Annotated in this window: 17 protein-coding genes; 4 read left to right on the top strand and 13 right to left on the bottom strand. The window is 71.8% G+C overall.

Features of this window, described 5'->3' with window-relative positions:
• Positions 1 to 7: 7 nt before the first annotated feature.
• Positions 8 to 706 carry an alpha/beta fold hydrolase gene (locus tag M8I34_RS10275; protein ID WP_250049110.1) on the bottom strand — a complete coding sequence of 233 codons (699 nt, stop codon included), beginning with the start codon at positions 704 to 706 and terminating at the stop codon, positions 8 to 10.
• 121 nt (positions 707 to 827) lie between these two features.
• Here M8I34_RS10275 and paaK point away from each other — a divergent pair, with 121 nt between their 5' ends.
• Positions 828 to 2144 carry a phenylacetate--CoA ligase PaaK gene (gene paaK / locus M8I34_RS10270; protein WP_250049108.1) on the top strand — a complete coding sequence of 439 codons (1317 nt, stop codon included), beginning with the start codon at positions 828 to 830 and terminating at the stop codon, positions 2142 to 2144.
• Here paaK and M8I34_RS10265 read toward each other — a convergent pair.
• From M8I34_RS10265 to M8I34_RS10255, 3 genes are all read right to left on the bottom strand, one after another.
• Entirely contained in the window at positions 2141 to 2989 is an 849-nt protein-coding gene (locus tag M8I34_RS10265; protein WP_250049101.1) for an alpha/beta fold hydrolase, read from the bottom strand. The genes paaK and M8I34_RS10265 overlap by 4 nt on opposite strands.
• A gap of 262 nt (positions 2990 to 3251) precedes the next feature.
• Positions 3252 to 4052, bottom strand: coding sequence for a VOC family protein (locus tag M8I34_RS10260; RefSeq protein ID WP_250049094.1), 801 nt, complete (start codon positions 4050 to 4052; stop codon positions 3252 to 3254).
• Positions 4053 to 4160: 108 nt separating this feature from the next.
• Positions 4161 to 5726, bottom strand: a complete 1566-nt coding sequence (locus M8I34_RS10255; protein ID WP_250049093.1) for a fatty acyl-CoA synthetase — start codon at positions 5724 to 5726, stop codon at positions 4161 to 4163.
• A 249-nt stretch (positions 5727 to 5975) separates the two neighbouring features.
• Between M8I34_RS10255 and M8I34_RS41255 the strand changes: the two genes are divergently transcribed.
• Complete coding sequence (locus M8I34_RS41255; protein ID WP_284050146.1) at positions 5976 to 6110, top strand: hypothetical protein; 135 nt, start codon at positions 5976 to 5978, stop codon at positions 6108 to 6110.
• 79 nt (positions 6111 to 6189) lie between these two features.
• Here M8I34_RS41255 and M8I34_RS10250 read toward each other — a convergent pair whose 3' ends face one another.
• The 3 genes from M8I34_RS10250 to M8I34_RS10240 form a co-directional block, all read right to left on the bottom strand.
• On the bottom strand, positions 6190 to 7749 hold the full coding sequence (locus M8I34_RS10250) for an acyl-CoA synthetase (RefSeq protein ID WP_250049091.1): 1560 nt from the start codon (positions 7747 to 7749) through the stop codon (positions 6190 to 6192).
• Positions 7750 to 7768: 19 nt separating this feature from the next.
• A complete protein-coding gene (locus M8I34_RS10245) occupies positions 7769 to 8872 on the bottom strand; it encodes a nitronate monooxygenase family protein (protein WP_250049089.1) in 1104 nt (367 codons plus the stop codon).
• Between the two features lie 130 nt (positions 8873 to 9002).
• Positions 9003 to 10574 carry an NAD(P)/FAD-dependent oxidoreductase gene (locus tag M8I34_RS10240; RefSeq protein ID WP_250049088.1) on the bottom strand — a complete coding sequence of 524 codons (1572 nt, stop codon included), beginning with the start codon at positions 10572 to 10574 and terminating at the stop codon, positions 9003 to 9005.
• A gap of 179 nt (positions 10575 to 10753) precedes the next feature.
• Between M8I34_RS10240 and M8I34_RS10235 the strand changes: the two genes are divergently transcribed.
• Positions 10754 to 12061: a glycoside hydrolase family 27 protein gene (locus M8I34_RS10235; RefSeq protein ID WP_250049086.1), complete on the top strand. Its 1308-nt coding sequence runs from the start codon at positions 10754 to 10756 to the stop codon at positions 12059 to 12061.
• 151 nt (positions 12062 to 12212) lie between these two features.
• Here the strand turns inward: M8I34_RS10235 and M8I34_RS10230 are convergent, their stop codons facing one another.
• From M8I34_RS10230 to M8I34_RS10205, 6 genes are all read right to left on the bottom strand, one after another.
• Positions 12213 to 14330 carry a serine/threonine-protein kinase gene (locus tag M8I34_RS10230; RefSeq protein WP_250049141.1) on the bottom strand — a complete coding sequence of 706 codons (2118 nt, stop codon included), beginning with the start codon at positions 14328 to 14330 and terminating at the stop codon, positions 12213 to 12215.
• Between the two features lie 34 nt (positions 14331 to 14364).
• The gene (locus M8I34_RS10225) at positions 14365 to 15213 is read right to left on the bottom strand and encodes an oxygenase MpaB family protein (protein WP_250049139.1); all 849 of its coding nucleotides are present in this window, start codon (positions 15211 to 15213) and stop codon (positions 14365 to 14367) included.
• 127 nt (positions 15214 to 15340) lie between these two features.
• A complete protein-coding gene (locus M8I34_RS10220) occupies positions 15341 to 16192 on the bottom strand; it encodes a CDP-glycerol glycerophosphotransferase family protein (RefSeq protein ID WP_250049085.1) in 852 nt (283 codons plus the stop codon).
• Between the two features lie 297 nt (positions 16193 to 16489).
• Positions 16490 to 17413 carry a DUF6339 family protein gene (locus M8I34_RS10215; protein WP_250049084.1) on the bottom strand — a complete coding sequence of 308 codons (924 nt, stop codon included), beginning with the start codon at positions 17411 to 17413 and terminating at the stop codon, positions 16490 to 16492.
• Positions 17410 to 18390: a hypothetical protein gene (locus M8I34_RS10210; protein ID WP_250049082.1), complete on the bottom strand. Its 981-nt coding sequence runs from the start codon at positions 18388 to 18390 to the stop codon at positions 17410 to 17412. Before M8I34_RS10210 ends, M8I34_RS10215 begins: the two co-directional genes overlap by 4 nt.
• Positions 18387 to 20474: a helix-turn-helix transcriptional regulator gene (locus M8I34_RS10205; RefSeq protein WP_250049137.1), complete on the bottom strand. Its 2088-nt coding sequence runs from the start codon at positions 20472 to 20474 to the stop codon at positions 18387 to 18389. Before M8I34_RS10205 ends, M8I34_RS10210 begins: the two co-directional genes overlap by 4 nt.
• A 308-nt stretch (positions 20475 to 20782) precedes the next feature.
• Here M8I34_RS10205 and M8I34_RS10200 point away from each other — a divergent pair, with 308 nt between their 5' ends.
• Complete coding sequence (locus M8I34_RS10200) at positions 20783 to 21151, top strand: hypothetical protein (RefSeq protein ID WP_250049081.1); 369 nt, start codon at positions 20783 to 20785, stop codon at positions 21149 to 21151.
• Positions 21152 to 21213 lie beyond the last annotated feature (62 nt).

Genomic DNA, 21213 nt, shown 5'->3' with positions numbered 1-21213 from the left:
CGGCAGGCTACGGGCGCGGCGCGAGGAACGAGTTGACCGCGGCGAGGAACTCCCCGGGGCGCTCCTCGTGGACGAGATGGCCGGCACCCTCCACCGTCACCAGACAGGCGTCCGGGATCCGCTCGACCAGCTCGGCGAGGTGCGCCTGCGGGATATGGCTGGACTCGCCGCCGCCGATGACCAGGGTCGGTGCGGTGATCTTCTCCAGCGCCTCCCACCACACGGGGTCGGGCGCATTGCGCTCCGCCACCACGGCGACCTTGGCCTGCCAGTCGAACGGCTGCGGACCGGCCGGCTGCTCCGGCACCTCCTGCGGCGGATCGGCGGGCCGCGGCGGCGCCACTTCCTCCAGGATGAGCCGGTCCACCAGCTCGGGCCGGTCCGCGGCCAGCAGCAGCGCGGCCACCGCGCCCAGCGAGTGCCCGATGAGGATCACCCGCTCCAGGCCGAGTGCCTGGAGGAAGCCGATCGCATCGTCCCGCCACCGTTCGAAGCCGTACGCACCGGGCCAGTCGCTGTACCCGTGGCCCCGCTGGTCGAGGGCGTAGACACGGTGGGTACCGGCGAGCCTGCCGACCACACCGCGCCAGTCCTCGCCGTCCTCCCCGAGGCAGTGGAGCAGCACGGCCGGGGGCGCGTCCTCCTCTCCCCACACCCGATACGCCAGCTGGACCTCACCGACCTGCACTTTCCGGACGTCACTCATGCGCTGGACGCTACCCGGGAGGTGTCGGCGCCACGCCCCTTGACGTGTTCGCCGCGCGCTGATTACTTGGACCAGCATGCGGCTACCGAATGATCGGTAGGGACACGAGGCGGTGAACTCCATGCCGGAAGCGGCTACGGGCAGTGAGACGTTCGACGATGCGGAACGACTCTCCGCGGAGGCGTTGCACACCCTGCAACTGACACGGCTGCGCGCCTCGTTGCAGCACGCCTATGACCACGTTCCGTTCTACCGGGAGTCCTTCGACCGGGCCGGGGTGCATCCGCGGGACTGCCGCTCGCTCGGCGACCTCGCCCGCTTCCCGTTCACCGTCAAGGACGATCTGCGCGCCCAGTACCCCTTCGGGATGTTCGCCGTCCCCAAGGAACAGGTGCGTCGTCTGCATGCCTCCAGCGGCACCACGGGCCGCCCGACGGTCGTCGGCTACACCGAGCGCGATCTGTCGCACTGGGCGGATGTCGTCGCCCGCTCCCTCCACGCGGCCGGCGGGCGGCCCGGTCACACCGTGCATATCGCCTACGGATACGGGCTGTTCACCGGCGGGCTGGGCGCCCACTACGGCGCGGAGCGGCTCGGCTGCACGGTCGTACCGGCGTCCGGCGGGATGACCAGCCGGCAGGTGCAGATCATCCAGGACTTCCGGCCCGAGATCATCATGGTCACGCCGTCCTACATGCTCACCCTGCTGGACGAGTTCGAGCGGCAGGGCGTCGACCCCCGTACGACCTCGCTCAAGGTGGGCGTCTTCGGCGCCGAGCCCTGGACACAGGAGATGCGCCGCGAGATCGAGGAACGGTTCGCGATCGACGCCGTGGACATCTACGGCCTGTCGGAGGTCATGGGCCCGGGCGTCGCCCAGGAGTGTGTGGAGACCAAGGACGGGCTCCACATCTGGGAGGACCACTTCTATCCGGAGGTGGTCGACCCGATCACCGGCGAGGTACTGCCGGAGGGGGCGCACGGCGAGCTGGTGTTCACCTCCCTCACCAAGGAAGCGATGCCGGTCATCCGCTATCGCACCCGGGATCTGACCCGGCTGCTGCCCGGTACCGCGCGGGCCGCCTTCCGCCGGATGGAGAAGATCACCGGGCGCTGCGACGACATGATCATTCTGCGGGGGGTCAATCTCTTCCCCGCGCAGGTCGAGGAGATCGTGCTGCGGACGGCCGGGGTCGCCCCGCACTTCCAGCTGAAGCTGACCCGGGAGGGCCGGATGGACCGGCTGACCGTGCGCGCCGAGGCCCGGCCGGACGCGAGCCCCGAGGTGCGCACGGTGGCCGCCGGGCTGATCGCGCGCGGCGTCAAGGACGGGATCGGGGTCACGGTCGCGGTGGAGATCGTCGACCCGGAGACCCTGGAGCGCTCGGTCGGCAAGATCAAGCGCATTGTGGACGCCCGGCCGCGGGATTCGGCCTAGGGATCCAGCAGGCCGGTGAGGTCGGCGAAGGCCGCCCGGACGGCTTCGGGGTTCTCGATCCAGGGGAAATGGCCGGCTTCCGCGATCCGGCGGTGCAGGATGCGCGGACCGTGGAAGCCGGGCTCGTCCTGCCAGAGCCGCTGGTCGACGATGTGGTCCTGGCCGCCGCTGACGATCAGGGTCGGCAGGGTCCGTGGTGTCCAGCGGGCCCGGTAGCTGTCGTCGAAGTGGGCGTCGGCCCAGGCCACCGCGTCATGGCAGTACGGGAGGCCCGCAAGGAGCGCCTGGCCGTCGGCGGCCGCTGACGGGCTGAAGTTCCATGGCGCGGCGGCCAGCGTCAGGGCACGCAGGGTCCGGTCGTCCGGCTGCCGGGCATGGCGCTCGGCGGCGGTGTCGACTCCGGGGAGCGGGTGGTCCTGGGCGTAGCGGGCGAAGGCGGGGCGCCAGCCGGCGTGCGGGGCGCTGCTGATCAGCGCCAGGCCCGTGAGCTGTGCCGCGAGTTCCGGGACGGACAGCAGGAACATGCCGCCGGTGGAGTGACCGACCATCACCACGTCGTCCAGCGCCTGCGCGGCCTCCGTCAGGACTCCCGGCCAGTGGGCGTAGGGGTCGGCGGGAATCGCGGGACGGTCGCGGTTGGAGCCGTCGCCGGGCAGATCGACCAGCCAGGCGGCTCCGGGGACCTGGGCCGCCGTCACCAGGCCGTGCAGGGACTCGGAGCCCAGTCCTGGTCCGCCGGGCACGAAGAGCCAGTTTCCGCGGCCGCCACCGGAGGTGACCTGACGGAGCCGGACTCCGGACGCCGTCCACCGCTCCTGCCGCACCTGCCGCACCGTTCCCACCATGGCCGCGCTCTCTCCTTCCGACGGTCCTGCGTTCTCCTGCCCCGGGGACGATAGGCGCCGCGGACCGTTGCGCGCCCGGCATTTGTGCGTGCGGTGCCGGGAGCGCGTCGCCCTGCCGCGCGGCGTCCTGGTCGTACGGTCCGGCGGGCGGGTGCGGCTCCTCGCAGGCGGACGCGGCTCCTCGCAGGCAGGCGCCGTTGGCTCACGGGCGGGCGCCGGTCCCGCGCCGCGTCCGCGGGGCACCGGCCGGGCGGCGGTCGGCTCAGGCCGTCGTCGGGTCCCCGGTGATCAGGGCGAACGGGGCCCCTGCCGGGTCCCTGAGCATGGCCAGCCGGCCGACGCCCGGGGCGTCAGTGGGCGGGATCAGGACCGTGGCGCCGCGGTCGGTGGCCGTGGCGAAGGCGGCATCGCAGTCGGTGACGCCGAAATACGGGTGCCACTCGGAGGTCGAACCGGCCTGGAGGTTCTCCTTCGGCAGCTGCATGATGCCGCCGTGCCCCGAGTCGTCGTCCTTGCCGCCGCCCGGTGCGGAGACGACGGAGTAGACCGTTTCGCCGCCCATCGGCATGTCTTGATGACCCCAGGAGAAGACCGAGCGGTAGAAGTCCTTCGCGGCGGCCGCGTCGGTGGTGTACAGCTCCGTCCAGCACAGGGAGTTCGGCTCCATGACCGTCTCCAGGCCCTGGACGTCGCCCGGCTGCCACACGGCGAAGTCGCCGCCGGCCGGGTCGGTGAAGGCGGCCAGCCGGCCCGCGGTGAAGACGTCCATCGGCGGGACGCGCACCGAGCCGCCGGCCTGCTCCACCGCCTTGACCGTGGCGTCCGCGTCGGGGGTCTGGAAGTACACCGTCCAGGCGGAGCCGGCGCCCTCCTCCATGAGTGGGCCCACGGCAGCGACCGTCCTGCCGTCGAGCTGGAAGAAGCCGTACCCGCCGGCGTCCGGTCCGGCCGACTGGAAGGTCCAGCCGAACACGGCGGCGTAGAAGGAGACGGCGTCGTCGATGTCCGGGGCCCCGAGGTCGAGCCAGTTCGGGGTGCCCGGAACAAAATGGGTCGTCAGCATCGGTGGTCCTCCGTCGCACGGATGGTGTTCACGGCTGTTTCGCGCCGATTCCCAGCATCGCAGGGGGCACTGACAGTCGCCCTTCGCGCACGCCGTGCCGGGCCCGGCTCAGGGCGCGCCGAACCGTGCGCGCAGCTCCCGCTTGAGGACCTTGCCGCTGGCGTTGCGCGGCAGCGCGTCCACGAACACCACCCGTTTGGGCGCCTTGAACGGCGCAAGGCGGGCGCGGGCCGCCGCGATCAGCTCCGCCTCCCCCACTTCCTCCCCGCCGGCCTCGTCCCCGGCACCGCCCGCACCGTCCGTACGCCGTACGACCACCGCGGTCACCGCCTCGATCCAGCGCTCGTCCGGCAGCCCGATGACCGCGACCTCGGCCACCCGCGGATGCTCGTAGAGCACGTCCTCCACCTGACGGGAGGCGACCAGGACGCCGCCGGAGTTGATGACGTCCTTGACCCGGTCGACCACCGTGAAATAGCCCTCCGCGTCACGGACGGCGAGATCGCCGGAGTGGAACCAGCCGTCCCGGAACGCCTCGGCGGTCTCCTCCGGCTTGTCCCAGTAGCCGGTGCACAGTTGGGGGGAGCGGTAGACGACCTCGCCCCGGGTGCCGTCCGGTACCTCACGGCCCTCCTCGTCCACCACCCGGGCCTCGACGAACAGCACCGGGCGCCCGCAGGAGTCCATCCGGCCCTCGTGTTCGCCGGGGCCGAGCACGGTGGCCAGCGGCCCGATCTCGCTCTGCCCGAAGCAGTTGTAGAAGGCGAGTCCCGGCAGCCGGGCGCGGAGCCGCTCCAGGACCGGCACCGGCATGATCGAGGCACCGTAGTAGGCCTTGCGCAGCCCGCTCAGCTCCCGGGTGGTGAAGCCGGGGTGGTGCGACAGCGCGATCCATACGGTCGGCGGCGCGAACAGGCTGTCGGCCCGGCCCGCTTCCACCAGGTCGAAGATCTCTCCCGGGTCGGGTCCGTCCAGGATGGTGTTCTCCGCGCCCACCGCCAGGTAGGGCAGCAGGAACACATGCATCTGCGCGGAGTGGTAGAGCGGGAGCGAGTGAACCGGCCGGTCCCTCTCCTTCAGGTCGAGGGCGACGACGGCGCTGGTGTACTCGTGCACCAGGGCGCGGTGGGTCATCATCGCTCCCTTGGGCAGGGCGGTGGTGCCCGAGGTGTACAGCAGCTGGACGAGGGCGTCGTCGGGCACCTCGGCGTCCGGCCCGGCGGCATCCGGCCCGGCGGTATCCGGCGCGTCGTGGACCGCGAGCCGCTCCAGCAGTCCGTCGGGCGCCCCGTACAGGGGCATGGTGCGGACGGCGTCCGGCAGCCGGTGCGCGAGCGCGGCGTCGGTGAGCACCAGCGCACTGCCCGACTGCTCCAGGAGGTAGCGCAGATCCTCGCCGGTGAGGCTGTGGTTGACCGGCACATGCACCAGTCCGGCGCGGGCGCAGGCCAGAAATCCGATCAGATACGCATCCGAGTTGTGGCCGTAGGAGGCGACCCGGTCGCCGGGCCGCAGACCGTCCGCCCGCAGCACCCGGGCCGCGGCGGTCACCGCGTCGTCCAGCGCGCGATAGGTCCAGGCCCGGTCCGCGTACCGCACCGCCGTGCGTCCGGGCACCCGGCGGGCGCTGCGCCGCAGGACTCCGTCGACCGTATTGCTCCGCGCTTGCGTCATGGCGCGATCCTCGGCGGCCCCTCACGCCGGGTCAAGCCACCCGACCGGAGTGCGGCACGGCAGCCCCCGCGCTCATGCTGCCGCCGGCTCCCCGTCGCCCGCCTCGGGGCACTGCCAGGGTCCCGCCGCCCGCCGCATGTCACTGCCGGCCTCCGCCACCCGCCTCCTGGTGCCGCGGTTCCCCGGATGTGATGACCGACCGCTTGGTACGCTCAACCGCCTTTGCTCTCCCGTCCGTTGGGAGGAATCATGCGCAACCATCTCAGAGCTCTTCTGCTCGCCGGGGTGGCGCCGTACGCGGCCGGCCGGATGGTCCGGGAGCGGTTCCGCGCCAAGGACATCGCCGCCGCGCCCGGTCTGCGGGTGCTGCGCGTGCGCCCCTGACGGGCACGGCAGGCGATGCCGCGGCGGCCGGTCCCCGGAGGGGTGGGACCGGCCGCCGGCGGCTGTCCGGGACGCAGGGCTACACGGCGCGCTCCCGCCCCTCCCAGTACGGGTCGCGCAGCCGCCGCTTGTAGAGCTTGCCGTTGGGGTCGCGCGGCATGACGGTGATGAAGTCGACCGACTTGGGCCGTTTGTAGCCGGCCAGTTGCCGCGCGCAGTGGGCCAGGAGCTCGGCGGCCAGACCGGGCCCCGGCGCTTGTCCCTCGGCGGGCTCCACGACGGCCTTGACCTCCTCGCCCCAGTCGTCGTGCGGGATGCCGAAGGCGGCCGCGTCGGCGACGGCGGGGTGGCCGAGCAGGGCGGATTCGATCTCGGCGGGGTAGATGTTCACCCCGCCCGAGATGATCATATCGATCTTGCGGTCGCGGAGGAAGAGATACCCGTCCGCATCCAGATATCCGAGGTCGCCGACGGTGAAGAAGTCACCGATCCGGTTCTTCTTCGTCTTCCCCTCGTCCTTGTGGTAGCTGAAGCCGCCGGTGTTCATCTTCATGTAGACGGTGCCGAGTTCGCCCGCGGGCAGCCGGTTGCCGTCGTCGTCGAAGACCGCCAGTTCGCTGATCGGCCAGGCCTTGCCGACCGTCCCTGGCCGTTTGAGCCAGTCCTCTGCGGTCGCGAAGGCGCCGCCGCCCTCACTGGCGGCGTAGTACTCCTCGACACAGCCGCCCCACCAGTCGATCATCGCGCGTTTGACGTGGTCGGGGCAGGGCGCGGCGCCGTGAATGGCGTGCCGCATCGAGCTCACGTCGTACGCCGCGCGGGTCTCCTCGGGCAGTGCGAGCAGCCGGTGGAACTGGGTGGGCACCATATGCGTGTGGGTGCAGCGGTGCGTGTCGATCAGGGCCAGCATGCCCTGCGGCGTCCACTTGTCCATCAGGACGAGGCGGTGGCCGAGGTGCAGCGAGGCGCCGGCGAATTGCAGCACGGCCGTGTGGTAGAGCGGCGAGCAGACCAGATGGACATTGCCCTCGAACGGCTTGATGCCGAAGATGCCGAGGAAACCGCCGAGGTAGGCGTCCTCGGGTGCGGTACCGGGCAGCGGGCGGCGGATACCGCGCGGGCGCCCCGTGGTGCCCGAGGTGTAGTTCATGACCCAGCCCAGGGTCCGGTCGGCGGGCGCGGACTCGGGCTGCCCGTCGAGGAGTCGGTCGTACGGCCGGAAGCCGTCGATGTGACCGACGGCGTGGCGGTGCGACCCCGGCAGCTTCGCCTCGTCCGCGGCGTGCCGGGCCGCCTCCGCGAACCGCTCGTGCGCGATCAGCACCTTCGCCCCGGAGTCGGCGACGATCCAGGCGATCTCCGGGCCGACCAGGTGGTGGTTGACGGGGACGAGGTAGAAACCCGCCTGGGACGCGGCGAGGTGGGCGGTGAAGAACTCGACGCCGTTGGGGAGGACCACGGCGAACGCGTCGCCGCGCTCCAGGCCCGCCGCACGCAGCCCGTGGACCAGCCGGTTGCTCGCGGCGTGCAGCCGGCCCGCGGTCCACTCCTCGCCGTCCGGGGCGATCAGGACCGTACGGTCCGGGTCGGCGGCGGCCTGCGCCCAGAAGCCGTTGGGCGGTGGGGAGTCTTGGGTCATTCCGCTGTCCTCCTCGGGATCAGGCACGTCCGGCGATGCGGTTGATGCGGTCGATGGCCCGCTCGAAGCCACGGGTGAGGTCGTCGAAGACGGCCTGTACGCTGCGCTCGCTGTTCATCCGTCCGACGATCTGGCCGACCGGGGTGCCCAGCAGCGGTTCGACCTCGTGCCGCTGGATACGGGAGTTGGCCTCGGCGACCAGCAGGCCCTGCAACGGCATCGGCAGCGGGCCGGGACCGTCCGGATCGTCCCAGGCGTCGGTCCACTCGGTACGCAGCTGGCGGGCGGGTTTGCCGGTCAGGGCGCGGGAGCGGACGGTGTCGCCCGCGCCCGCGGCCAGCAGTTTCGCGGTCAGCCGCCGGGAGTGCAGGTCGGCCTCCTCGGTGGTCAGCCAGAGCGAGCCCAGCCAGACGCCCTGGGCGCCGAGGGCGAGTCCGGCGGCGATCTGCTCGCCGGTGCCGATGCCGCCCGCGGCGAGCACCGGCAGCGGGTCGACGGCGGCCACGACTTCCGGGGTGAGGACCATGGTGGCGATCTCGCCGGTGTGCCCGCCCGCCTCGTACCCCTGGGCGACGACGATGTCGATACCGGCGGCCTTGTGGTGCCGTGCGTGCCGCGGGCTGCCGGCCAGCGCGGCGACGAGGACACCGTGGTCGTGGGCGCGCCGGATGATGTCGGGCGGCGGTGAGCCGAGGGCGTTGGCCAGCAGCTTGATCGGATAGTCGAAGGCCACATCGAGCTGGGAGCGGGCGACCTGCTCCATCCACCCGGTGATCCGCCAGCCGGACGCCTCGCCCGCCGCGAGCTGCGGTACCTGGTGTTTGTCGAGGAGTTCGGTGACGAAGCGGCGGTGCCCCTCCGGGATCATCGCCTCGACCTCGGCCTCGGTGACCCCTTCCACCTTCTTGGCGGGCATGACCACATCGAGCCCGTAGGGCAGCCCGTCGGTGTGCTCCTGCATCCAGTCCAGGTCGCGGGCCAGTTCGTCCGGCGCGGTGTAGCGCACCGCGCCGAGCACGCCGAACCCGCCGGCCCGGGTGATCGCCGCGGCGACCGCGGGAAACGGCGTGAACCCGAAGACGGCGTGCTCGACTCCCAGCGTGTTGCTCAGCTCCGTCTGCATGGGCGAAGGATGCCGCAGCGGGCCGTACGAGGGAAGAGAGTTTCTGATGCAGCGTCAGAAACTTGGTCCCGGCCGCCGGGACGGGCGGCCCGCGGCCGTCCCGGGACGCCGGGTCGGCCGGCCCCGCCCCTCACCCCTCCTCCAATACCGCCATCGCCGCGTTGTGCCCCGGGATGCCGCTCACGCCCCCGCCGCGTACCGCGCCCGCCCCGCACAGGAGGACGTTGGGGTGGGTGGTCGCCACGCCCCAGCGGGCCGGGGCGGACCGGGCGTCGCCGAGGGCCTCGTCCGAGGGATCGGCATACGGGAAGGCCAGGTCCCGGTGGAAGATGTTGCCGCCCGGCAGGCCGAGTTCGCGGTCCAGGTCGAGGGGGGACCGGGCCTCGATGCAGGGGCGGCCGTCGGCGTCATGGGCCAGGCAGTCGGCGAGCGGTTCGGCGAGGTGGGTGTCGAGTTCGGCGAGGGTGGCCGCCAGCAGGCGGTCGCGGGTGGTGTCGTTGTCGGGGGTGAACAGGCTCGCAGGGGCGTGCAGGCCGAACAGGGTGAGCGTCTGGTAGCCCTGGCGGACCAGGTCGGCGCCGAGGATGGAGGGGTCGGTGAGGGAGTGGCAGTAGATCTCGGACGGCGGGGAGGAGGGGAGGGTACCGGACGCGGCCTGTTGGTAGGCGCTCTCCAGTTGGCGGTAGCCCTCGGCGATATGGAACGTGCCGGAGAAGGCCTCCCGTGCGTCCACACGGGTGTCCCGCAGCCGCGGCAGCCGGGTGAGCAGCATGTTGACCTTGAGCTGGGCGCCCTCGGCGGGCGGCGGCGGGGCCTCGCCCAGCAGGCGGGCCAGCTCGCGCGGGGCGGCGTTGACCAGGACCCGGCGGGCGCCGACGGTGCCCTGGTCGCAGGTCACCTCCGCGGTGCGGCCGTCCGTCGCGATCCCGGTGACCTCGCAGTCGGTGACGATCTCCGCCCCGGCCCGGCGGGCGGCGTCGGCCAGCGCGTCGGTGAGGGCCCCCATACCGCCGATGGGCACGTCCCAGTCTCCGGTGCCGCCGCCGATGACGTGGTAGAGGAAACAGCGGTTCTGACGCAGGGACGGATCATGGGCGGTGGCGAAGGTGCCGATGAGGGCGTCGGTGAGGACCACCCCGCGGACCAGGTCGTCGCTGAAGGTCTCCTCGACCACCTCCCCCAGGGGACGTTCGAACAGGGCGTGCCAGGTGGCGTCGTCGTCGACGGTGGCGCGCAGCGTGGCGCGGGTGGGGAGGGGCTCGGTCAGGGTGGGGAAGACGCGTGCGGCGAGGCGCCCGGTGGTGCCGTAGAAGCGCTGCCAGGCGGTGAACTCCCGGTCGGAGCCGGTGAGTTCGGCGAAGGCGGTACGGGTCCGGGCATCGCCGCCGCCGACGAGGAGACCGGTGGGGCGGCCGTCGCGCACGGCGGGGGTGTAGGAGGAGACGGTGCGTTTGCGGACCGCGAAGCGCAGACCGAGCTCCCGCACGATCTTCGGCGGCAGCAGGCTGACGAGGTAGGAGTAACGGGACAGCCGGGCATCGACCCCGGCGAACGCCCGGGTCGACACGGCGGCCCCACCGGTGTGGTCCAGCCGCTCCAGCACCAGCACACTGCGCCCTGCGCGCGCGAGATAGGCGGCGGCGACCAGCCCGTTGTGCCCGCCGCCGACGATGACCGCGTCATACGAAGTCCGTTCCGGCATGCCCCTTGGTAGCACGCGGTGATCTCGGTCGCCAGGTGCAGGCGGCTGAAACCTCTCCCCGGGTCGGTGCGGCTTCTTGACCGGGCAGGGGGCTGCTCCTAGCGTCCGGCCGTGCTCCGCCCCGGCACCGCCCCCGCCACCCTCTCCGCAGGCCGTCCCGCCCACCCGTGAGGTGACCCGTGTCCCACTCCTCGCTACCCCGCCTCGGCCGCACCCTCGCCGGACTGACCGCCGTCGCCGCCTGCTCCGCCGGGCTGCTCGCGGCCCCCGCGCCCGCCTCCGCCGCCGACGGTCCGGCCCGTGCGGCCGGCGCCCGGCACGCCGCCGGGGCGTATCCGAATCTGGCCCCCAGACCCCCGATGGGCTGGAACAACTGGTCGTACTACATGTGCGACATCAACGAGAAGGTCGTCCTCGACAATGCGCGGGCCCTGGTCCGTTCGGGGCTGGCGCGGCAGGGCTATCGCACCGTCACCGTCGACGACTGCTGGATGAGCCGGCAGCGCGGGCCCCAGGGGGAGCTGACGGCCGACCGGACGAAGTTCCCGCACGGCATGGCCTACCTCGGGCGGCAGCTGCACGCGCTGGGACTGAAGTTCGGGATCTATGAGGACGTCGGCACTCTCACCTGTGAGAAGTATCCGGGCAGTCTTGGCCATTTTCAGCAGGACGCGGAGCTGTTCGCCCGCTGGAAGGTCGACTACGTCAAGGCGGACGGCTGCAATGTGCCCGTCGCGCCGGGGCACTCCAAGGAGGAGACCTACCGGGACCTGTACGGGCAGATGAGCCGCGCGCTCCGGGCCACCGGCCGCCCGATCACCTTCTCGGTGTCGGCACCGGCCTACTTCCAGTTCGACGGCGACAGCGTCTGGCACCGGGTCATCGGCTGGTCGGCCGAGGTCGGCAATCTGTGGCGGGGCGGGCGCGATGTGGCGCTCCAGAAGAGCACCCCGGCCGCGAAGTGGTCCTCCATCGTCTACAACTTCCGCTACAACGCGCGGCTGGCCGGCCTCCAGCGCCCCGGCCGCTGGAACGACCCGGACTTCCTGCTGGCCGGTGACACGGGCCTGACAGCGCGGGAGATGCAGAGCCAGATGTCGCTGTGGGCGATGATGGCCGCTCCCCTGATCTCCAGCACCGACGTCGGCAATCTGTCCCCGGCGGCCCGCAAGGTGCTGGGGAACAAGGAGGTCATCGCCGTCGACCAGGATGCGCTCGGCGTCCAGGGGGACCTCGTGCAGCAGGACGACGGCTCCGCGGTGCTGGCCAAACCGCTGAAGAACGGCGACCGGGCGATCGCCCTGTTCAACTCGGGCGACGCACCGCGCACGCTCTCCGTCACGGCCGCCGCGGCCGGACTGCCGGCGGCCGGCTCCTACCGGCTGCACGACCTGGTGACCGGCCGCCGCACGCACAGCGACGACACGATCGTGGCGCGGGAGGTGCCGCCGCACAGCACGGTGCTCTACCGCGTCACACCGGACTGACCGGGGTGCTGCGGTCGCCCGGCGGGATCCGGGCGGCATTCGGGCGGCATTCGGGCGGCCGGGGCGCAGCTGTCCCCTGGCCGCGCCCGGCTGACCGCGGCCGCCCTCCCCCAGGGGGAGACCCCAGGAGGTCTCCCCCAGAGGGTCTCCCTTAGCGCCGGCGTGCCGCGCGCTCCTGGCGCAGTGCCGCGATCCGGCGGTGGAGGGCGGCCGCCTCGTCCGCGCTGCCCAGTTGCTCCAGGCACTGGGCGAGGTCGCCGTGGCTCGCCAGCGTGTCGAGGTGGGCGGCGCCCAGGGCCCGTTCGCGGGCGTCCGCGACCTCGCGGTAGAGGTCCAGCGCCTCGTCCCAGCGGCCGAGCCAGCCCAGCGCGACGGCGGCCTCCCGGCGGCTGACCAGGGTGTCGGGGTGGTCGGGGCCGAGCACCCGCCCGCGCGTCGCGGCCACTTCACGGGCCTCCACGAGCGCCTCCTGCCAGCGGTTCTGCCGGCCGAGGTTGACGCCCAGGCCGTGCCGGGCGCGCAGCGTCTCCGGGTCGTCGGCGCTCCGGGCGACGGCACAGGCCGCGGCCAGGTCCCGGTAGAGCGCCACGGCCCCGGCGCTGTCGCCGAGCCGGCCGAGGCCGATGCCGACCTCGTAACGGGCGGCGAGGGTGTCGGGGTGGCCGGGGCCGAGCGTGACGGTGCGCGCCGCCGCGACGTCCCTGTGGGTGTGCAGCGCCTCCGCATACCTGCCCAACTTGCCCAGTACGTGGGCGAGTTCGAAGAGCGTGGCGAGGGTGTCGGGGTGCTGCGGGCCGAGTACCCGGGCGCGGGCCTCGGCCACCTCATGGGTCATGGCGAGGCAGTCCTCCAGCCGTCCCAGCCGGCCGAGGTTGAGCGCGACATGGTGGCGGCAGCTCAGCGAGTCGGGGTGGTCGGGGCCCAGCGCACGTTCGCGGCCCGCCAGCACCTCTGCGTAGATCTGGTGCGCCTCGAAGCTCCGGCCGAGACGGCTCGCGGTATGGCCGCCCTCCAGGCGGCTGGTGAGGGTGTCGGGGTGGTCGGGGCCGAGGAGCCGCTCGCGTTCCGTGGCGAGCGCCCGGTGTGCCTCGCCCGCCTCCTCCCAGCGGCCCAGGCGGCCGAGGTTCAGCGCGGCGGTGTGCCGGCCGGCCAGCGCGGCGAGGGTGGCGCGGTGGTCGTCCGGCGGTGCCGGACTGGCGATGCCGGCGTCCGGGGGCGTCTCACCGCCCTGCGGGCCGCCGCCCCAGCCGGTCCAGGTATCGGTGAGGACCGTGGCGGCGTCGTCCGCGGGGTGCCCGTGCGGTCGCCGGGCGAGGCCCGCGGGGGCGCCGAGGCTCATGCCGCGGGTCCAGGAGGGCAGCCACCGGGCGGGGACCGTCAGCTCGTCCGGGCCTGCCGCGACGTCCCGCCCGGGGTGCGGATGGCGCGCATCGGCGAGGCGTTTGCCCAGCTCGTGGGCGTCCCTGGGGCGGTCGTCTGGGTCCTTGGCGAGCAGTTCGAGCACGATCCGCTCATAGGCCTCGGGCAGATCGGGCCGGAGCGTACGGGGCGGCTCCGGTGCCAGGTCGCGATGTCCGACGAGCACCGCCCAGGCGTCGCCCAGGTCGAACGGCGGCACGCCGGTGGCGATCTCGTACAGCACACAGCCGAGCGAGTAGAGATCGCTGCGGTGGTCGACGCCGTGGGCGCCGATCTGTTCGGGCGACATGTAATGCGGACTGCCCATGGCGATGCCGGTGCCGGTGAGGCGGGCGGTGAAGCCGATGTCGTGGCCGAGCCGGGCGATGCCGAAATCACAGATCTTGACCGTGCCGTCGGCGGTCCGGACGATGTTCGCCGGTTTCAGATCACGGTGCACGATGGCTTGTTCATGGGTGTAGGCAAGCGCGGCGGTGACCTGCTCGGCGATCTCCATGAGATCCGCCACGGGCAGCGGCTGACGGCGGTTGTCGTCCAGGAGCTGGCTGAGGTTACGCCCGCTGAGCAGCTCCATCACGATGAAGAGGGTGCCGTCGTCCTCGCCGAAGTCATGGACGACGGTGATGCCGCGGTGCTGGAGCGCGGCCGCGACCCGGGCCTCGCGGCGGAAGCGTTCGCGCAGCACCTGGAGGAACGACGGTTCGTGCCGCGGCCCCATGGGCTTGAGGCACTTGACCGCGACCTGCCGGCCCAGCGACTCGTCGCGGGCCCGCCACACCTCCCCCATGCCGCCGCGCCCGATGGTGCCGAGCAGCCGGTACCGCCGTTGGATCAGTCTGTTTTCCGCCACCATGTATCGCCGCCCCCGTCCCCGTTCCCCGTGGTCAGCCGCGCAGCTCCCCCTGCGGGGCCTCCTGCCCGTCCAGTATGGCGGCGGAACGGCGGAGCTTGTAGGGCGCTGGCCGGGCGCCGGGGCCGAGTCGTGCGACGGCGCGCAGGATGTGCCGGGGCGGGAGCTGCCAGCGGACCGTGGGGGGAATGGCACGAAGGAGGTGGCCGGTGGCGCGGAGCCGGCGGGTGACGGTGGCGGGCGGGGGCGCGGGGCGCCCGTAGAGCTCGTGGGCATACGCCGGGAGTGCACCGTAGGCGAGCCGGGCCACCCGGTGCCAGAGCAGGGCGCGGGCCGGCACGAGCGGGGCCGGGGTCGGCGGCCGGCGCAGAAAGTCGTCGACCTCGCGGGCTTCGGGGGTCAGCGCCAACTCGGGCCGTACCCGGGCGAAGTAGGCGGCGAGCCCGGCCCTGCTGCCGGGCACCCGGGCCGGATCGAGGCCGACGAGCCGGGCGCTTTCGCGCTGCTCGTGGACGTAGGCGTCGGCCTGGGCGTCGCTGACGGGGAAGCCGGAGCGGCGCAGTACGTCCAGGTAGGAGTCCACCTCAGCGCAGTGCACCCACAGCAGCAGATCGGGCTCATCGATCCCGTAGCGCTCGCCGGTGGCCGGATCGGTGGCGGACAGCCGGCGGTGGATGCGCCGGACCGTGGCACCGGCCTGTTCGGCGGCGTCGCTGGTGCCGTAGCTGAGGGTGCCGACGAAATGGGCGGTGCGCATCAGCCGGCCCCAGGCGTCCCTCCTGAAGTCCGAGTTCTGGAACACACCGCGCACCGCACGAGGGTGCAGCGCCTGGAGGTACAGCGCGCGCACACCCGCGATCCACATCATCGGATCACTGTGCATCTGCCAGGTCACGGACCGGGGCCCGAAGACCCCCGGGTCGCCTGCCACGCATCCCACCTCCCGCTGCCGGATACGACACCTGACGGAAGACGGTAGCCGTCCGACGGTGAAGGCCCGGCGGTAGTAGTCACCGGCATCCGCCATGCCACCGTGGCATGCCGCAGCGGATCCGGTCCTTTTCATGGCACCACGGCGGGCGCCTTCCGTCACTGCGTGAGGAGAGCACCCTCGGCGGTGCGGGCCGCTCGTGCGGGGCGGGCGCGACGGTGCGCCCGGACAGCGAAAGAAGGGCCGGGGCCAGGTCCTGATGGCCGAGGAAGACCCGCCCGACCACCCGCTCGGCGGCGTGGCCGTCGTCCCACATGCAAAAACGCGCGCGGAACGCGGCACGCAGCTCACGTGCTTCGGCGCCCTTCCAGCGCCCGCCGGGGAACGCCTCGACCAGCTCGTCCTCGTTGGTGGCGACGATGCCGGGGAGGTCTCCCGGCGTTCCCGAGAGCAAGTCGAAGGTGACGCCCCGGGAGCGGACGTACGTCTCCCGGTCATCGGCGTAGTTGATGATCGGCCGGTCGAGGTCCGCGTAATCGAACATGATCGACGAGTAGTCCGTGATCAGCGCATCCGCGGCGAGGCACAACTCCTCGACCGAAGGGTGCAGGGAGACATCGATCAGCGCCCCCTGCCTCTGGAGCTTCTGGAGTTGCGGGTCCTGACCGTAGAAGTAGTGCGTAGGGACCAGAAGGACGGTGTCCGGGCCGAGTTCCCCGGTGATCTTTCCCAGGTCCAGCTGCGGCTGGTCCCCGCTCGCCCGCTCCACTCCGGTGTTCCGGGCTGCACGGATGCCACGGTTCTCCTCGTGGCGCACGGTGATCGCCCGGGGGTCACGGGCAGCGTACTTCGCCAGGATCTCGCCACTCCCGTCCGGCGAACGGTCGTCGACCGCGAGGACGTCGAAGTCGATGAAGCCCTGCGCCGGCAACGAGTTCAGGCACGCGCGGAGACAGCCCTCACGTGGAACACAGGAACGACGATGCTGAAGCGTGGGGCGGGTCCGAGGCCCGTCTCGGCGTGGCGGGGTTGCTCCTACAAGGTGTCGGCTCCAGGCGAGGACCTGAATTTTCTGCGACCTGAGTGGGACAACCCGTGTGACGCCTCAAGGTTGCGCGCGGCCTGCGCCGACTGCTTGTTGTGGCGGAGGGTGTGGACGGAAGGGCATGTACCGGCCGACGGTTCGTCCCCTGCCTGTCTGCAATCTGAGGGCCCCAACGGGCCAGGTTCATCCACGAGGCAGCCCTCGGCCGTGCGCCGCACCGGACCGAGCCCGGTCACGCAACGGCGCCTGCGCGGCGAAACGCTCGAACATCCGCGACAGGACTTCGCACGAGGAGTGCCGGGCGATGCCGTCGTCCGGCCCTTCGGGAAGCCGATTCCACGGAACGGCCGGAGCCGATTCCACCTCGTCGATCCAGTCGGCGAGTGCGGCGTGATGGGGCTCCTCGTCCGGGGCGATCACCTCGTACATGAGCGTGCTGCCGGCCGTATTGATCGCCGTACAGAGAGCGTTGACCCGATCCCCGAGTCGCGTGGCCCCGGCGTCGGCCAGCCCTTCGAGGACCCGTACCAGGGCCAGTGCGGTGGGCTTGTGATCGATGGCGTCGAGCCGGAGTGCGGTGTTGATCATGTCCTGATGGCGACAGGCTTTCTCCGCGGGGGTGTAGTCGGGACCGTCCCGGAACATTTCGGCGGCCCACCACAGCCTGGCGAAGGCCTGGCTGTGGTGGGGACCTGCGAACCTGACGCTGTTGACCTTCCTGGGCGTCCCGTCGTCGGACTCCCCGGGCGGCAGGTGCCGCCACAGGACGAAGTCCGGTGCGACGGCCAGGGCCAGGAAGTTCCACAGAGCGGGGTTCGCCGCCTCGGCACGGGTCATCCGCAGGGTCGCGTGCAACCTGGGCGCCAGCCAGGCATCGGCGTCGGTCCGCGCCGCGTCGAACCGGTGCATCGCCTCGTCGAGGATCTCTCGCACCGGGTCGGCGCTCCACCGGACGGAACCGCCCTCGATCGGCGTGCTCGCCCGGAGGACGGCCGCCTGCGGCAGTGCGTCCCGCCCCGCGCGCATCCCTGGTGTGAGGAAGGCCGTGGCCACGCCGTCGGGGAGCAGTGCGAGTCGTTCGGGGGACTCGATGGGGTGTCGGCTCATCGACCGGTGCCTTCCTGGGAACGGCTCACGGCGCGGATGACCGCCGTCAGGCTCTTCGGCGCCTGGCCGCGCCTTCCGGCGGCGAACTGGATCCGTGCCTGGACCTCCGCCCACCTCAGACCGTCGCTTCGACGGCTGTGGGCCTCGCCCAACGCCTCGGTCGGGGACAGCCCGGGGAAGACCTCGGGAAGCATGGTGCGCAGCACCGACTCCCGCCATCCTCCCGGGAAGTGCGGAGTGCCGTCCTCGTCGACTTCGAGGTCGCTCAGCGCGGAGTGGAACATCGTCGCCCAGGCCTCTCCCGCGATCTGCGCGGCCACCAGGCCGGCGGTCGCCTTCTCCAGCGGGCCGCGAGCGCCGGACAGCAACTCGAAAAGCCCCTCGAAGGACGTGTTGAGCAGGACGGCCGGCAGGTCCCCGGTGGTGTCGATCAGCCAAGGTGCGTCCCTGAACGGGCGCAGCCACTCCCGCGGCCCGTCTCGGAAATCCTCCTCCAGGATCTCCGGATCATGTTGTCCGGTGGGAGTAGTACGGCCGAGGATGTCCACCGCCCACGGCGTATCCGTGGTGCCGAGGACACGGCCGTCGACTCCGCCGTGACTGCCGACGACGCTCACCTCGAGGACGGCGCGCGCCACGTGGCTGGAGCGGCGCACCCTGACCTCTCCTCGCCAGTGGGTGTCGTCGCGACGGCGTTCCAGACGACTCACCACGCGGGTGTGGGTGGCTCCCTCGGTGAGGACGGCGACGCAGGTGACCCCGGACCACGGGCCGTCGGCCAACTCGTCCGTCGGCAGGGTGACCTCCAGATCGAGGAGGCCCTCGATCCAGTCGTCCCGCTCGACTCGATGGAGGGCCACGACCTGATCGCGTGGGGAGATCAGCGACAGCGGCACCGGCTTCCCGTCCATGCTCACCCCTCGGACGGCGACCTCGATCTTCCCCACCAGGGTCGGATACGCGTACACGGTGTTCATGCCGAAGCCTCTCGGGCCGGGTGGACTTCCACGGTCACACCGGCCATGTCGGCGGCCACCGGATGGCTGCCGACAGCTGTGACGCCACCGAAGCGCGCCGACCGCACATCCGGGGCGATGAGCAACCTGCCCTCGACGATCTCGCAGTTCTCCTTCGCGGACAGCGCCGCCCACTCCACTGACGGACGCCCCCCTGATCGCACCTCGAACTTGGCCACCGGCAACAGGTGCCACCGGGCATCACGCCGCGGGACGGTCAGTGTCACGTCCAGGATCCAGGCCCCGCCTTCGTCCACCTTCCCGACGACGCGATCCACGAGCGGGCTTCCCTGGCCACGGCGAACGCTCCCCGCCAGGGGCGAATCGAGGCGCAGCAGTTTTCGCAGGGCCTCGGGACCGGTCGAGTCCCGGCTCGCCGTCCGCCGTCCGATCGCACCGCGCAGCGCCGCGTCCATGGCCGCGTCGAACTCGGCCAACCGGCGGGGAGCGTCGACATAGGCCGCGGTGAGTTCGGCCGTCGCCCTCCACCTGTCGTGCTCCGGCGGCTCGGCGGCTCGCAGGAACGCCTCGGCGGCGTGTGTCGCCACGTCGTCGGCGCCCGTGGCGAAACCGGCGAGCAGGACGGCCTGGAAGGGGCCGGCTCCCCGCCCCGGTTCGCGGGGACGCCGAGCCGTAACGCTCATCCGGGGACCACGCACGCAGACGATGCGGCTGTGCTCCTGGTCCTCGTCGGCGGCGGGAGCGACCAGGAGCACGGCACGGTGGTCGTGCGGTGCGGCAGTACGCCCGGCGGCTTCCAGCGGGGGGACGGCAAGACGTACCTCCGCGGCGGCGACCTGTCCGGCGGCCGTGAGCTCGTCGACCGTCTCGCCGTCGAGGTACGCCCGCATCGCGTGAACCAGGGCCGCGTGCCTGTCGACCGGGTCGACCCGCTGTTCGGGGACCACGGATTCACCATTGCGAAGAGCACGGACCGAGGCTTCCAGCATGGCCGGCGACGATCGGCCGGAGGTCATGGCGGCCCAGAAATTGTCGGCCAGCGCCCGCCCGAGAACCCCGTGCATGTCTTCCAGCGCACCGCTGTTGCAGGCCGCGTCGTGCGCACCGACGACGAGGAAGGAAGTGCCCGGGTCGTCGCTGTCCCGGTCGAGTCGCAGATCGGCGACCAGCCGCTCATCCGCCCACCACGAGCGGGCGACGCCTTCGTGCTCCTTCTCCGCGTCCGGTTCGCCGAGCCAGGCGGGACCGGCGTAGGCGACCTGGTCGACCTCTCGCCAGGGAAGGTCCAGGCGACCGACCACCCGGCGGGCGGTCCGCCCCTCGTATGCCTCGGACAGGGTGCTGTTCATCAGCACCAGACCGAGCCGGCTGGCCGCCCACAGCGTCGCCTTCCGCAAACCGTACGACCCACCGGCCCGGTCGTTGCTCTTGTGACTGTCGAGCTGTCGGCGGACCACGGCCGCATAGCGACCGTCGCCGTACTCGGGACCGGTCAGGCCCGCGGCGTTGTAGTCGTCCACCCGGAGAAGGAGAAGGGAAGCGCTCTCCCGCAGTTCCCGAAGCCCCTCGGCGAGGACCCGGCCGGCCTTCTGTCGGGACTGCGCCGCGGCCGTGTAATGCGACTCCAGTTCTTCCCACTTCAGTGCGGAGAGGAACGAATACAGGTGTTCACCGGTCAGCTCGTGCAGGGTGAAGCGCACCCGCACCGGCCGTTCCGGATCCAGCCTCTCGTCCAGGGAATTCTGCGTGACCTCCCGGGCCAGTACGGCCAGATTCGCCTCGAAGGCGACGGCGGCCGCATTGCCGTACTCCCGCCCGCCGTCGTGGTGGGCGATCCGGTGGTACCAGCCGATCGGCCGGGCCGATCCGGCGTCGGCGTCCCTGGTGACAAGGGTGGCAACGTCCGTCTCGAGGATCTCGGCGATCCTGCCCATCATCTCCGGACGCGGCCGCGCCCTGCCGGTGACCCATGCCGATATCGCCGCGCGCGTCAGGCCCAGTTGCTGCGCGAACTCCGCCTGCGACACCCCTTTGCGGCGCAGCTGGCGCCCCAGCCAGACACCGAAACCCTCGATACCCTCCATGTGCCCCCACATCCCCTCGGTTCCGAGCGGGGTCACGGTAGCACCCCATTTGACATAACCGTGCTGTCAAATCCTTCTTGACAGGTGTGCGCAACTCAAGCGCCAGCACGCCATGTTGAATGATTTCCGCTTTTCGATCACCGAGTTGGTGCTACCTTCCATTTCGGCAACCCCCCACTCGGCCAAGGTCGTTGACGGATGTGTCCACTTCAGGGGCGCAGAGCTCTGCCTTCAGGCCAGTTGCACGACATTCTTTTCATGCGTCATCCAGTTATGGGCACTTGGCGTGCCCACAGGGAGGGGAACCCATGATCGACGATGAGGCCTGGATGGCGTGGTTCGTCGAGGAGTACGACAACACGGAGGACCCCGACCTCCGCGTCGAACTTCTGCGGTGTCACGGCATCCACCCCGAGGTTCTGGCCTCGGCGCGGCGGCGGCTCGCCCGCCGCGCGCAGATCCCGCCCACGGAGCAGACCACCACCCCCTCCGTCTCCCCCGTGCCCCGTACAACGCGTGCCACCCGCCGTCCCACCACCCGTCGACGCTCCGGTGGCCCCCGTACCTATCAGGTCACCCGCACCCGGAGGATCCGTAGGACCAGGCGGACCGTGACGACCGTGACGACGACCGTCACGGTCATGACCGTGACGACGGTCACCACGATCAGCAGCTGACCTTCTCTCTCTGTTTCCTCGTCAGCTGTTCGTGCCTGCTTCACCGGGGTGCCGGCACCGTG

Source organism: Streptomyces sp. MCA2, from assembly GCF_023544705.1.
Taxonomy (GTDB): domain Bacteria; phylum Actinomycetota; class Actinomycetes; order Streptomycetales; family Streptomycetaceae; genus Streptomyces; species Streptomyces decoyicus.
The sequence above is the reverse complement of the archived record's forward strand: the minus strand, read 5'-3'. Positions and strand labels throughout refer to the sequence as shown.

Bases quoted from the DNA above. Each gene is read 5' to 3' on its own strand.
- M8I34_RS10275 (WP_250049110.1), bottom strand. From the start codon at position 706: ATGAGTGACGTCCGGAAAGTGCAGGTCGGTGAGGTCCAGCTGGCGTAT.
- paaK (WP_250049108.1), top strand. From the start codon at position 828: ATGCCGGAAGCGGCTACGGGCAGTGAGACGTTCGACGATGCGGAACGA.
- M8I34_RS10250 (WP_250049091.1), bottom strand. From the start codon at position 7,749: ATGACCCAAGACTCCCCACCGCCCAACGGCTTCTGGGCGCAGGCCGCC.
- M8I34_RS10260 (WP_250049094.1), bottom strand. From the start codon at position 4,052: ATGCTGACGACCCATTTTGTTCCGGGCACCCCGAACTGGCTCGACCTC.
- M8I34_RS10225 (WP_250049139.1), bottom strand. From the start codon at position 15,213: ATGCACAGTGATCCGATGATGTGGATCGCGGGTGTGCGCGCGCTGTAC.
- M8I34_RS10255 (WP_250049093.1), bottom strand. From the start codon at position 5,726: ATGACGCAAGCGCGGAGCAATACGGTCGACGGAGTCCTGCGGCGCAGC.
- M8I34_RS41255 (WP_284050146.1), top strand. From the start codon at position 5,976: ATGCGCAACCATCTCAGAGCTCTTCTGCTCGCCGGGGTGGCGCCGTAC.
- M8I34_RS10210 (WP_250049082.1), bottom strand. From the start codon at position 18,390: ATGAACACCGTGTACGCGTATCCGACCCTGGTGGGGAAGATCGAGGTC.
- M8I34_RS10205 (WP_250049137.1), bottom strand. From the start codon at position 20,474: ATGGAGGGTATCGAGGGTTTCGGTGTCTGGCTGGGGCGCCAGCTGCGC.
- M8I34_RS10240 (WP_250049088.1), bottom strand. From the start codon at position 10,574: ATGCCGGAACGGACTTCGTATGACGCGGTCATCGTCGGCGGCGGGCAC.
- M8I34_RS10200 (WP_250049081.1), top strand. From the start codon at position 20,783: ATGATCGACGATGAGGCCTGGATGGCGTGGTTCGTCGAGGAGTACGAC.
- M8I34_RS10265 (WP_250049101.1), bottom strand. From the start codon at position 2,989: ATGGTGGGAACGGTGCGGCAGGTGCGGCAGGAGCGGTGGACGGCGTCC.
- M8I34_RS10245 (WP_250049089.1), bottom strand. From the start codon at position 8,872: ATGCAGACGGAGCTGAGCAACACGCTGGGAGTCGAGCACGCCGTCTTC.
- M8I34_RS10215 (WP_250049084.1), bottom strand. From the start codon at position 17,413: ATGAGCCGACACCCCATCGAGTCCCCCGAACGACTCGCACTGCTCCCC.